The organism is Carnobacterium iners (assembly GCF_900177385.1).
Classification (GTDB): domain Bacteria; phylum Bacillota; class Bacilli; order Lactobacillales; family Carnobacteriaceae; genus Carnobacterium_A; species Carnobacterium_A iners.
Genome location: NZ_FXBJ01000002.1, coordinates 1,747,592 through 1,759,494 on the forward strand (window position 1 = coordinate 1,747,592; position 11,903 = coordinate 1,759,494).

Below are 11,903 nucleotides of genomic sequence, written 5' to 3' on the forward strand. Positions count from 1 at the left end.
AGGACTACATTAAAATGAAAAAGATAAAAAATATGAGTGTCGATAAGCTTTATCGTTTATTTATTTATATGGCTTTGATCACTTTAGCGGTTACGATTTTCGTTCCTGTAGCCTGGGTCTTCTTAGCCTCAATCAAAGAAAATGCTGAATTTTACAATAATCCATGGGCAACGCCCAAAGGGTTTTATTTCCAAAACTTTATTGATGCTTTCCAAAAAGCAAGTATGGGAACGTACTTATTGAATTCCTTTATGGTAACGGCACTTTCATTAGTTATTTTACTGATTGTTGCTTTACCAGCAGCCTACGTTTTAGCACGCTATACCTTTAAAGGCAGCAAATTAATGAATACCTTTTTCAAAGCAGGATTATTTATCAACGTAAACTACATTGTTGTGCCTATTTTCTTGATGTTGCTAAAAGGCGATACGTTCCTTCGAACCTATTTTGGTGAAGGATTCTTATTGGATAACTTGTTTGTGCTTTCAATTGTCTATGCAGCAACAGCCTTACCGTTTACAATTTATCTGTTATCGAGTTATTTCCAAACGTTACCTACAACATTTGAAGAAGCGGCTTTTATTGATGGAGCAGGCTATTTCAAAACAATGATTCAAATTATGATACCAATGGCGCGTCCAAGTATTATTACCATTATTTTATTCAACTTTTTAGCGTTCTGGAACGAATACATTATCGCTTTAACGTTGATTCCAGGGAAAAACAAAACTTTACCAGTAGGACTAATGAATTTAATGGCTGCTCAAAAATCAGCTGCTAACTACGGTCAGATGTATGCCGGCATGGTTATTGTTATGCTTCCGACGTTGATTTTATATGTGTTAGTACAAAAGAAATTGACTCAAGGGATGAGCCTTGGAGGATTAAAAGACTAGAAAGAGGTTAATCAAATGAAGAAAAGCACTGGAAGAGTGACGTTACCTAGTGAACAAAATTTTTTAGCTGAAACAAAAGAAATGATGGAGCGTTGGGGTGCTGACGCAATACGAGATAGTGATGGAACAAAATTAGATGACGAAATCAAAGAGTTGGATGCAAAAATTTATACAACTTATTTCGTTGCTCGCGCTCACAATGAGTTTGCAGAAAAACACCTAGAAGAATGCCAACAAATTTACTTAATGAGTTTATTTCAAACAGCACTTTCAGAAAAAATCAGTATTTCATTTATGGATGGCTACTTTGCTGAGCAATTAAGACCTGATTTTATTCATGACCCTAAAAAATATTGGGAAGTCATTGACCGTACAACAGGAGTGATTGTTGATCCAGCAAATTGGGAAGCGAATGAAACAGACGAAACGGTTACGATTTTGACTGCTATTCCATTTCATGAGTACACCGTTTCATTCTTAGTTTACGCGATATGGGATCCAACCCAAATGTATAACCACATCACCAACGATTGGGGCGATAAACCCCACGATATTCCTTTTGATGTTAGACAACCTTATTCGAACGAAATTATGAAAAAATATTTAAAACAGTGGTTAATCGATAATCCTGCAACAGATGTTGTGCGATTTACGACGTTCTTCTACCATTTTACACTTGTTTTTAATCAGTTAGGTAAAGAGAAGTTCGTTGACTGGTTTGGCTATGGAGCAAGTGTTTCAGTAGCTGCACTAGATGCTTTCGAGCTAGAAAAAGGGTACCGCTTAAGACCAGAAGACATCGTCGATTGTGGGTATTACAATACTGCTTTTCGTATTCCAACAAAAACGTATTTAGACTATATGGATTTCATTCACTATTTTGTTGCTAAAGAAGCCAAAGAACTCGTTGATATCGTTCACGAAAGTGGCAAAGAAGCCATGATGTTCTTAGGTGACAACTGGATTGGCACAGAACCTTATGGCAAGCACTTTGAAATGATTGGATTGGATGCAGTTGTTGGAAGCGTCGGTGGTGGAGCAACATTGCGTATGATTGCTGATATTCCACACGTTAACTACACAGAAGGCCGTTTCTTACCTTACTTTTTCCCGGATACATTTTTTGAAGGCAACGATCCTGTTATCGAAGCAAATGAAAATTGGCTAACAGCACGTAGAGCGATGTTGCGTAGCCCGGTTGATCGTATTGGTTATGGTGGGTATTTGAGTTTAGCTTATAAATTCCCTGGTTTTGTTGATTACATTGCTGACATCACAGATGAGTTCCGTGAAATTTATGATACAATTAAAGACGTTAAACCATACACGGGTGTTAAAGTAGCTATTTTAAACTCATGGGGTAAACTACGAACATGGCAAACACACATGGTTGCTCATGCTTTATGGTACAAACAAATTTATTCTTATTTGGGTGTGATCGAATCATTAAGCGGAGCAGCAGTCGACGTTGTCTTTGTTAGTTTTGAAGATATTGTTAAAAATGGTGTAGACAAAGATATTGATGTTATTATTAATGCTGGAGATGAAGGAACTGCCTTTTCAGGAGGCAAAGAATGGATGAATGAAACACTCATTACAACGATTAGACAATGGATTCACGAAGGTGGCGGCTTTGTTGGTATTGGAGAACCTTCTGCTCATCAGCATGAAGGGCATTATTTCCAACTGGCAACGGCACTTGGCGTTGATAAAGAACTAGGATTTAGTTTATCAACGGATAAATACTTTACTACGGCTTTAGAAGAGCATTTTATTTCAGCAGATGCAACAAGTTTTGATTTTGGCGAAACGATGAAAAATGTTTATGCTTTATCAGAAACTACTGAAATTATTGAATACTCTGACGGAGAAGTCCACCTGTCAAGTAACAATTTTGGTAAAGGACGGGCTGTTTATATGGCAGGACTACCTTATAGCCAAGAGAATACACGGCTGTTAATGCGAGCGCTGTTCTATGCAGCCAATAAAGAAAATGAGTTTACTAAGTGGCATGCAAGCAACATTCAATGTGAAGTTCATGTTTATCCGTCTATTAAAAAAATGGCGATTGTAAACAATTCAATGGTGGAGCAACAAACAACCGTTTATGACGGAAGAGGACAGGCTTCGCAAGTAACATTAGCACCTAGCGAGATTCGGTGGGAGGAATACACATGAAACAGCGTACGTGGATAATCATTAAGCTCATTATTTTTGTCATTAGTTTAGCACTAGTTATTATTGGACAAAGAAATACGGGTAAAATCGAATTAGGTATCATGCTCGTTGGTTTAACTGGATTACTAGGCCTGTTGTACAATTACAATCAAAAATACGTTTAAAAAAGTTGAAGACTTTATTGAAGCAATTTTCTTGCTTTGATAAAGTTTTTGTTTTTACTAGATAAGAAAAGGGGAGTGTACAAATGAAAAAAGCTATTGCTTTAGATATTGGTGGAACAAAAATTGCGGCCGCACTAGTGACAGAAGCAGGTGAATGGTATCATCGAATCGAAGTAAAAAGTGATGTAACCAATTGTGAAACGCTTTTTGAGCAAGTGGTTCAATTAATGAATCAGGTATTATCTGATTCAGCTACTTCTTTAAATGAAATACCGGGTATAGGAGTAGGTGTTCCGGGTAAAGTAGATAGAATCAACGGAATAGCCGTATTTCAAAATAATATTCCTTGGAAAGATTTTCCAGTTGTCAGTCGACTAAAAGAACGATTTGATGTGGAAAAAATCGTGATTGATAATGACGTTTACATGGCTGCTTATGCAGAATGGAAAATGGCACAAATGAGTCAAGAAGAAACCTTTGTCTACATGACGATTAGTACAGGCGTTTCTTGTACGACAATCCATAATGGTGAATTTCTCAGAGGAGCAGGTTTTGCTGGAGAATTAGGCTTAATTCCTGTCCTTTCAAAGTCTAAAGACTCAAAAAATCAACGCTTAGAACAAGTTGGATCTGGGCCAGCAATTCAACGTTTAGCAGAAAAAAATTAGGATTAAAAGAAATAACGACTAAAGAAGTTTTTGAACAGTATTTTAAAGGTGTGGAAGGCTATCAAGCAATTATTGAAGAGATTGCCGATAATCTAGCGCAAGGTATTTATGCAGTAGGTAGCTTAGTTGACCCACATAAAATTGTTTTTGGTGGCAGCGTAATTGTTCATAATCCTTTTTTACTGACAAGTATAAAAGAAAAGCTGAACCATTATTTGATTGAAGAACAAGAGACTCTTTTAGAACGGTTATTTATTAGTCAACTAGCCCAGGATAACGGAATTTTAGGTGCTGGTTTAAGTGTCTTTAAATAAATAAATAAGTATTTTTACCTTATTAGTCGACAGCTATGAGGTAGAAATACTTTTTATTTTGAAAAAGATAGCGTTTTCTATTGACAGTCTTGCTGATTTGATTTATATTTAATTTAGCTGGTAGTTACCAGTAGTTACCAGTTGAGTTGGAGGGATATGAAATGATTGAAAAAAATAGTGCAACGCCTTTATATGTCCAACTTGTAGATATTTTAATCGCTGATATTACTCAAAAAATGCAGCCAAATGACAAAATGATGTCAGAAAGAGAAATCTGTCAATTGTACGATGTGAGTCGCACAACGGTTCGCTTAGCTTTAGCAGAATTAGAAAATTCGGGGTATATCTATAAGAGACATGGACGAGGAACGTTTGTATCTGGAGCGTTAAAGGAACGGAAAAATTTAATGGATAATTATAGTTTTACAGATCACATGCGCCAACTGGGTAAAGAGCCAAAAACAATTGTTGTGACGTTTGAACTAGATGCTGTTAATCCGATACTTGCCAAACAATTGGGATTAAAAGAAGGAGAAGAAATTTATCGACTAGAGCGAATTCGTTTAGCAAATGCAGAACCGATGATGTTTGAAATCAGTTATATACCTGCTTATTTATTTCCAAATTTAACTAAAGAAAAATTATCTACTCGGCCTTTATATGAAATTTTTAAAGAAGACTACAATCAAACGGTTAAAATTGCTGATGAAGAATTCTCAGCTAGCCTTGTCACAGACGAAGAAGCAGAGATGTTAGAAGTTGCTTTCTTTTCATCGTGTTTAAGGATTCAACGGACCTCTTACAATAAACAAAATATCGTTATTGAGTATACGAGTAGTGTGGCAAGAAGTGATCAATTTGTCTACAATGTTCGACATTCTAAATAAAAGAAAGAAGGAATAAAATGATTGGAATCGTTTTAAGTGGACACGGAGAATTTGCAAGCGGATTAAATTCATCTATCCAACTCATCGCTGGAAAACAAGCAGGTTTTCAAGTGGTTGATTTTTCAGAAGGAATGAGCTCAGATGATTTACAAGAGGCATTAAAAGTAGCCGTTGAATCAGTTGAGCAAGGTCAAGGAACGGTTATTTTTACCGATATTCCTGGTGGAACACCGTTCAATCAATCGGTTATTCTTTCTACAAAAAAAGAAAAATTAAGAGTCGTTTCAGGAACGAATTTACCAGCTTTGCTGGATGGTAGTTTTAGTCGAGAGTTAGTTTTAGGAGAGTTTGTTTCCAAAGTTTTACTGTCGGGTAAAGAGGGTTTACAAGAATTTGTCCAAAAGAAAAAAATTAGCGTCGATTCAGAAATGGAAGACGGAATATAAAGGGGAGTGTTCAGACTTGTTCACATTAAATGAAGAAGAATTAGAAAATTTAGGTGCAACAATTACGACAAGAGAGATTGCACAACAACCTGATTTATGGGAAGAAGCTTATACAACTTACACAGAAAGAAAAAAAGATATTGAAGAATTCTTCGAGAAATTAACAACAAAAAATGATAATATGCGCGTTATCTTTACAGGAGCAGGTACTTCTGCTTATGTGGGAGAAACAATTATCCCTTATTTAAAAGGCAAAGTTGACGGAAAACAATGGGATTTAGCTGCTGTACCTACAACAACACTGGTTTCTAATCCTTATCAATTTTTGAAATCAGATATACCAACTTTATTGGTCTCATTTGCAAGAAGTGGGAACAGCCCAGAAAGTGTAGCTAGTGTCGAGTTAGGCGAACAAATAGTAAAAGATTTCTATCAACTAACCATCACTTGTGCCAAAGAAGGCGAATTAGCAAAACGAGCAAAGGGCGATAAAAATAATTTATTGTTATTGATGCCTGAACGCTCAAATGACCAAGGTTTTGCTATGACAGGAAGCTTTTCATGTATGACACTAACTGCCTTATTGGTTTTTGATACAGCAAAAGAAGACGAAAAAGCAGCTTATGTTAAGACGATTCGTCAAATGGGTTCATCAGTTGTTGAGAGAGTATCAGAAATTCAAGAAGTGATTGACGGCGATTTTGACCGTATTATTTATTTAGGTTCAGGAAGTCTCGAAGGTTTAACAAGAGAAGCACAATTAAAAGTGCTTGAGTTAACAGCAGGGAAAGTTGTGACGGCTTTTGATTCATCATTAGGATTTAGACATGGACCAAAATCATTTGTAAATGAAAAAGCATTGGTTTTTGTATTTGTTTCTAATCAAGCTTACACACGTAAATATGATTTAGATATTTTAAAAGAATTAAAATTAGATGGTATTGCTCAATCAGTTATTGCAATTGAAACAACAGGAGAACAAAACTTTGATGGTGCTGCATTCTCATTTGGTAAAGAAGGCAAAGATGTACCAGATGCTTACCTAGCTCTACCATATGTGATCTATGGTCAAACTGTTTCACTGCTTTCCTCTATTAAAGTAGGAAATAAACCAGATATACCATCACCAACTGGAACGGTTAACCGTATTGTTAAAGGTGTAACGATTTACGATTACAGCGAATAAGAACCAACACTAATAGGAGGAATAATCTATGGGAACACCAAATATTTTATTAACACGAATTGATAACCGTTTAATACATGGTCAAGTCGGAATGACTTGGACCAACACCCTAGGGGCAAATTTAGTCATTGTGGCTAATGATGAAGTAGCGACAGACGAGGTCCAACAAAACTTAATGGACATGGTCTTACCAGAAACAGCTCAAAGCCGTTTCTTTACTATTGAAAAAACCATTCGCATCATTGGTAAAGCTGCACCACATCAAAAGATTTTACTTGTTGTGCGCACACCCGAAGATGCATTGAGACTTGTCGAAGGAGGAGTACCGCTAAAAGAAATCAATGTTGGCAATCTACATTTTTCTGAAGGAAAGAAACAAATATCTCCAGTTGTATCTGTCGATGAAAGTGATATTGCTATATTTAAAAAACTTGCTGCTTTAGGAGTTAAGCTAGAAGTAAAAGGCATACCTAATGAACGTGGTTTCGATTTAATGACAAAAATTTAACTAGCAAAAAGATAAGGGAGGAAACAACATGTTTATTCAAGCATTACTGATTGGCCTATGGGCTGGAATTGCCGGAATTGACCAATTCAACGGCTTAACACATATACACAGACCCATTGTTACAGGGGCAGTTGTAGGACTTATATTAGGAGATTTTACAACAGGTCTAATTGCAGGTGCAACACTAGAACTTGTCTGGGCAGGAATGGTACCGCTTGCTGGTGCTCAACCACCTAACGTTGTAATCGGTGGAATTATTGGTACAGCTTTTGCTATCTTATCAGGTCAAGCACCAGAAGTAGCTGTCGGAATTGCGGTTCCTTTCGCAGTTGCAGGTCAAGCTCTTATTACATTATTATTTACAGCTTATTCTCCAATTATGCACAAAATGGATACGTACGCTATGGAAGGCAATACAAAAGCCATTGATCGTCTGAATTATATGGGGCCTTTATTCTTGTTCATTTTCTTCTTTACTATTTCATTCTTACCTATTTATTTCGGAGCAGAACAAGCAGCAGCAATCGTTGGATTATTGCCAGCTTGGTTAATCAGCGGCTTAGGTGTTGCGGGTGGTATTATGCCAGCAGTTGGTTTTGCAATGTTGCTTAAAATCATGTTCAAATGGTCTTATGCGCCATTCTTCGCAATGGGATTTGTCGCAGCAGCCTATTTAAACTTACCGATTCTAGCTGTAGCTATTCTAGCAGTTGCAATTGCTGGATACGACTACATGTCCCAAGGAAACACTCCAAAGGCTACGCCTGTTGTAGCCAACGGTATTGACGAAGAGGAGGACTACAGTGATGGCATCTAAAGAGACAACGACAACACTAAACAAAGAAGATTTTATTAAAAATACGTACAATGATCCGACAATTGAAAAGGTGATTACTAAAAAAGATTTGAATAAAATGGTTTGGCGTTCTCTACTTTTACAAGCTTCATTTAACTATGAAAGAATGCAAGGTGGTGGTTGGACTTTCGGTTTGATACCTGGCTTGAAAAAAATCCACAAAGATGAGGGTGACCTTTCAGTTGCTTTATTAGACCATATGCAATTCTTCAATACTCATCCATTTTTGGTAACGTTTATTCAAGGAATCATCATCGCAATGGAAGAAAATAAAGAAGATAGAGCAACGATTCGTGGTATCAAGGTTGCTTTAATGGGACCATTAGGTGGTATTGGTGATGCAATGTTCTGGCTCACACTCTTACCGATTGCAGGTGGAATAGGGGCTTCACTTTCTTCACAAGGAAACGTCGCTGGACCAATTATTTTCTTAATTGCATTTAATATCGTTCACTTTGGCTTAAGATTCTTCTTAATGCACTATGGTTACAATACAGGTACAAAAGCTATTTCTTCATTAAAAGAAGGCACAAAGAAAATCTCTCGTGCAGCTTCTATTGTTGGTTTGGCTGTTGTTGGAGCTCTAGTTGCTTCTTATGTTAACTTTAAACTGGGCTTAGTTATTCAAGCGGGTAAAATTCCAGTTAATATTCAAGAAGGTGTTATTGATCAAATTATGCCTAAATTGCTTCCATTAGCGTATACATTCTTCTGTTATTGGTTATTGAAAAAAGGAAAATCTCCTTTAACATTAATCGGAATGACTGTTCTAATTGGTTTGCTTGGTAGTTTAGTAGGATTATTCTAAAAACTTATTGGGGAATTTATTCCCCTTTTTGTGTTACAAATATATTATGAATAAAAATTAGAGGTGGAAAAAGTGATGTCAAAATATATTTTTGCAGAACAATTTTTTCTCGAAAATAACGTTACAGGACCAGGTTATTTAGAAATAATAGAAGGAAAATTTGGGGATTTTTATCAAGAAAAACCAAGCACGGGTAATGAGATACTCGATTATACGGGCTATAGTGTTGCTCCCGGGTTAGTAGATACGCATATTCATGGGTTTAAAAACCATGATTTAATGGCAACAGATGCAGCAGGTCTGAATGTTATTTCAGAAGGCTTACTTTCTTGTGGGGTTACTTCCTTCTTAGCAACAACATTAACTTCTTTAACAGAAAAATTAGATCAGGCTGTTAAAATGGTTGGAGATAATTATAAACAGGTAACTGGCGCAAAAATAAAAGGGATTTTTTTAGAAGGTCCATTTTTTACTGAAAAGTATAAGGGTGCTCAAAATCCGAAATATTTTGGTGATCCAACGATTGAAAAATTAAAAAAATGGCAAGAGTTATCTAGTGGCACAATTAAAAAAATTGCGCTTGCACCAGAAAGAACAGGAGTAAGTGAGTTTATTGAGTATGCCGCTAAGGATCATATTAATGTAGCATTAGGACACAGTGATGCAACCTATGAAGAAGCGAAGTTAGCTGTTGAAAAAGGAGCATCCATTTTTGTTCATACCTACAATGGCATGCGTCCATTAAATCATCGTGAACCAGGCATGGTTGGAGCAGCAATGGATTTAAAAGGTGTTTTTGCTGAACTGATTTGTGATGGCCACCATGTTCATCCGGTAGCTGCTAATATCCTAATGAATGCTAGAGGCAGAAAAGAAACGGTTTTAATAACAGACTGCATGATGGCTGGTGGGATGCCTGAAGGACACTATGAGTTAGGTGAATTCCCTGTCGAAGTCAAAGATGGCGCAGCTCGTCTTGAAAGCGGTTCTTTAGCCGGTAGCGTATTAGAATTGAAAGATGCTGTGAAAAATGTTGTTGAATGGGGAATCGCTACTCCAGAAGAGGCGATTCAAATGGCAACAATAGTACCCGCTAAAAGTGTAGAAATAGCAGATGACTGTGGCAAGATAGCTCCTGGTTATGCAGCTGACTTTATTGTCTTAGATTCAAGTTTAACGTTGAAAGCGACTTTCTTAGATGGAAAATGTCGTTACCAAACCAAGTAGATAGGGGAGATTATATGTTAAAAGTATCATCAAATAAAATGGAAGCTTTAAAACGTTTATCAGACGAAAAGGGTGTTATTGGTGCTTTAGCTATTGATCAACGCGGCTCATTGAAAAAAATGATTGCTGCTGGTAGTACAACAGATGTAGGAGACGAAGGTATTGTTCGTTTTAAAGAATTGGTTTCTGAAGAATTAACTCCTTTTGCGACATCTATTTTATTAGATCCAGAGTACGGTTTGCCCGCAGCGAAAGTGCGCGACAAAGAAGCTGGTTTGTTAGTAGCTTATGAAAAAACAGGTTACGATGCAACTGAACCAGGTCGTTTACCTGATTTGCTGCCAGAATGGTCAGTAAAAAGACTGAAAGCTGCTGGTGCAGATGCCATTAAATTCTTACTTTATTATGATACCGATGAAGATAGAAAAATAAACGAACAAAAGCATGTCTTCATGGAACGCGTAGGATCAGAGTGTTTAGCAGAAGATATTCCTTTCTTTTTAGAAATTGTCACTTATGATGCAACGAATGAGGATGTCAAGGGAGCAGCATTTGCTAAAGTAAAACCTCATAAAGTGATTGAAGCAATGAAAGAATTTTCTAAAGCTGATTATAAAGTCGATGTATTAAAAATGGAAGTTCCAGTAAATATGAACTTTGTTGAAGGTTTCGCTAAAGAAGAAACAGTCTACACAAAAGAAGAAGCAACTGCTTACTTCAAAAAACAAAGCCAAGCAACAGACTTGCCATTCATTTTCTTAAGTGCAGGAGTTTCGGCTAAGTTATTCCAAGATACATTAGTTTTTGCTAAAGAAGCTGGTTCGACTTTTAACGGTGTTTTATGTGGCCGTGCAACTTGGTCAGAAGGCGTAGCACCTTATGCAACAAAAGGAGAAGAAGTAGGCCGTGAGTGGTTAAAAACAACAGGTAAACAAAATATTGAAGAATTAAATGCTGTATTAAACACAACTGCATCATCTTGGTATGATAAAGTTTCTAACGAATAATAACGTAAAAAATCACTCTCGCATCTTGTGAGAGTGATTTTTTTGAATAATAGTAGCCGTTTTGCGCTAATCTAATGACACAGAAAATAAAAATGTGAAAACAATCAAACTAAAGAGTTTAGTGCTATACTCTTTTTAGTAAAAAATTATTTTTTAGATGAATGAGTTCATTCAAGGAGGACAAAGATGGAGATAAAAAAGAATCAGTATCCGACAAATTGGGTTGGATTAAAATCAACACGTTTTAGCAAATACCGTTCATGGATTAACAATGAAAAGCCAGGTATCTGCGGGACGTATGTTTGTGCAGTTCTATTGCATGACTTGTACCAAAACCGTTACGGAAAAGACTTATCTAAAAGTTTGTTAGTGGCAGGATTAAAATCAGTCGTTGATGAAACTTTTATGTACCGTGGGACCTTTCCTTGGGACTTGAAACATGGTTTAGCTGTTGTTTTAAAAGGAAATCCTGATTACAAAGCTAAACTATCTTTTATTCCAGATAGAGTGGTAGTAGAACAGTTAAATAAACCAAATCCGTTACCTATTACAGTCGGAACAACGAGAGTATTAGGAAGTCCATACCAAAATCATTGGGTACTGGTTTATGCATATGGATACAATACAAAAGGAAAATTATTTTTTGAAGCTTATGATAACCATGGCAAAAGTGCAGCGATTTTGCCAGCTTCTCAAACATTTGGGTGTGTTTGGTTAGAAGAAAATAAAAATAAGTAAGCAAAAAATGCTTACTTATT

Annotated in this window: 14 protein-coding genes; all 14 read left to right on the top strand. The window is 36.5% G+C overall.

Features of this window, described 5'->3' with window-relative positions:
• The first annotated feature begins 14 nt into the window (after positions 1-14).
• On the top strand, positions 15-896 hold the full coding sequence (locus tag B9Y54_RS08385; RefSeq protein WP_085559840.1) for a carbohydrate ABC transporter permease: 882 nt from the start codon (positions 15-17) through the stop codon (positions 894-896).
• Between the two features lie 15 nt (positions 897-911).
• Positions 912-3,074, top strand: coding sequence for a 1,3-beta-galactosyl-N-acetylhexosamine phosphorylase (gene gnpA / locus B9Y54_RS08390; RefSeq protein WP_085559841.1), 2,163 nt, complete (start codon positions 912-914; stop codon positions 3,072-3,074).
• Positions 3,071-3,238, top strand: coding sequence for a DUF6903 family protein (locus B9Y54_RS12550; protein WP_177173725.1), 168 nt, complete (start codon positions 3,071-3,073; stop codon positions 3,236-3,238). The genes gnpA and B9Y54_RS12550 overlap by 4 nt, the downstream gene beginning before the upstream one ends.
• Positions 3,239-3,321: 83 nt before the next feature.
• The gene (locus tag B9Y54_RS08395) at positions 3,322-3,906 is read left to right on the top strand and encodes an ROK family protein (RefSeq protein ID WP_200805368.1); all 585 of its coding nucleotides are present in this window, start codon (positions 3,322-3,324) and stop codon (positions 3,904-3,906) included.
• An 11-nt stretch (positions 3,907-3,917) separates the two neighbouring features.
• Complete coding sequence (locus tag B9Y54_RS12965) at positions 3,918-4,220, top strand: ROK family protein (protein WP_256205821.1); 303 nt, start codon at positions 3,918-3,920, stop codon at positions 4,218-4,220.
• Between the two features lie 161 nt (positions 4,221-4,381).
• Positions 4,382-5,107: a GntR family transcriptional regulator gene (locus B9Y54_RS08400; protein ID WP_085559842.1), complete on the top strand. Its 726-nt coding sequence runs from the start codon at positions 4,382-4,384 to the stop codon at positions 5,105-5,107.
• Positions 5,108-5,124: 17 nt separating this feature from the next.
• Positions 5,125-5,553 (top strand): PTS galactosamine/N-acetylgalactosamine transporter subunit IIA, encoded by a 429-nt coding sequence (agaF, locus tag B9Y54_RS08405; RefSeq protein WP_085559843.1) that lies wholly within the window; start codon positions 5,125-5,127, stop codon positions 5,551-5,553.
• Positions 5,554-5,569: 16 nt separating this feature from the next.
• Positions 5,570-6,739 (top strand): AgaS family sugar isomerase, encoded by a 1,170-nt coding sequence (locus tag B9Y54_RS08410; RefSeq protein WP_085559844.1) that lies wholly within the window; start codon positions 5,570-5,572, stop codon positions 6,737-6,739.
• Between the two features lie 28 nt (positions 6,740-6,767).
• A complete protein-coding gene (agaV, locus tag B9Y54_RS08415; RefSeq protein ID WP_085559845.1) occupies positions 6,768-7,247 on the top strand; it encodes a PTS N-acetylgalactosamine transporter subunit IIB in 480 nt (159 codons plus the stop codon).
• Between the two features lie 28 nt (positions 7,248-7,275).
• Complete coding sequence (gene agaW, locus B9Y54_RS08420) at positions 7,276-8,064, top strand: PTS N-acetylgalactosamine transporter subunit IIC (protein ID WP_085559846.1); 789 nt, start codon at positions 7,276-7,278, stop codon at positions 8,062-8,064.
• Entirely contained in the window at positions 8,054-8,911 is an 858-nt protein-coding gene (locus B9Y54_RS08425) for a PTS system mannose/fructose/sorbose family transporter subunit IID (protein ID WP_085559847.1), read from the top strand. Before agaW ends, B9Y54_RS08425 begins: the two co-directional genes overlap by 11 nt.
• A gap of 75 nt (positions 8,912-8,986) precedes the next feature.
• Complete coding sequence (nagA, locus tag B9Y54_RS08430; protein ID WP_085559848.1) at positions 8,987-10,138, top strand: N-acetylglucosamine-6-phosphate deacetylase; 1,152 nt, start codon at positions 8,987-8,989, stop codon at positions 10,136-10,138.
• Positions 10,139-10,152: 14 nt separating this feature from the next.
• A complete protein-coding gene (gene lacD, locus B9Y54_RS08435) occupies positions 10,153-11,145 on the top strand; it encodes a tagatose-bisphosphate aldolase (RefSeq protein ID WP_085559849.1) in 993 nt (330 codons plus the stop codon).
• 186 nt (positions 11,146-11,331) lie between these two features.
• Positions 11,332-11,883, top strand: coding sequence for a dihydrolipoamide dehydrogenase (locus B9Y54_RS08440; protein ID WP_085559850.1), 552 nt, complete (start codon positions 11,332-11,334; stop codon positions 11,881-11,883).
• Positions 11,884-11,903: the final 20 nt, after the last annotated feature.

What these genes read in the sequence shown, in the direction of transcription:
- B9Y54_RS08385 (WP_085559840.1), top strand. Translation starts at nt 15, where the DNA reads ATGAAAAAGATAAAAAATATGAGTGTCGATAAGCTTTATCGTTTATTT.
- gnpA (WP_085559841.1), top strand. Translation starts at nt 912, where the DNA reads ATGAAGAAAAGCACTGGAAGAGTGACGTTACCTAGTGAACAAAATTTT.
- B9Y54_RS12550 (WP_177173725.1), top strand. Translation starts at nt 3,071, where the DNA reads ATGAAACAGCGTACGTGGATAATCATTAAGCTCATTATTTTTGTCATT.
- B9Y54_RS08395 (WP_200805368.1), top strand. Translation starts at nt 3,322, where the DNA reads ATGAAAAAAGCTATTGCTTTAGATATTGGTGGAACAAAAATTGCGGCC.
- B9Y54_RS08400 (WP_085559842.1), top strand. Translation starts at nt 4,382, where the DNA reads ATGATTGAAAAAAATAGTGCAACGCCTTTATATGTCCAACTTGTAGAT.
- agaF (WP_085559843.1), top strand. Translation starts at nt 5,125, where the DNA reads ATGATTGGAATCGTTTTAAGTGGACACGGAGAATTTGCAAGCGGATTA.
- agaV (WP_085559845.1), top strand. Translation starts at nt 6,768, where the DNA reads ATGGGAACACCAAATATTTTATTAACACGAATTGATAACCGTTTAATA.
- agaW (WP_085559846.1), top strand. Translation starts at nt 7,276, where the DNA reads ATGTTTATTCAAGCATTACTGATTGGCCTATGGGCTGGAATTGCCGGA.
- B9Y54_RS08425 (WP_085559847.1), top strand. Translation starts at nt 8,054, where the DNA reads ATGGCATCTAAAGAGACAACGACAACACTAAACAAAGAAGATTTTATT.
- nagA (WP_085559848.1), top strand. Translation starts at nt 8,987, where the DNA reads ATGTCAAAATATATTTTTGCAGAACAATTTTTTCTCGAAAATAACGTT.
- lacD (WP_085559849.1), top strand. Translation starts at nt 10,153, where the DNA reads ATGTTAAAAGTATCATCAAATAAAATGGAAGCTTTAAAACGTTTATCA.
- B9Y54_RS08440 (WP_085559850.1), top strand. Translation starts at nt 11,332, where the DNA reads ATGGAGATAAAAAAGAATCAGTATCCGACAAATTGGGTTGGATTAAAA.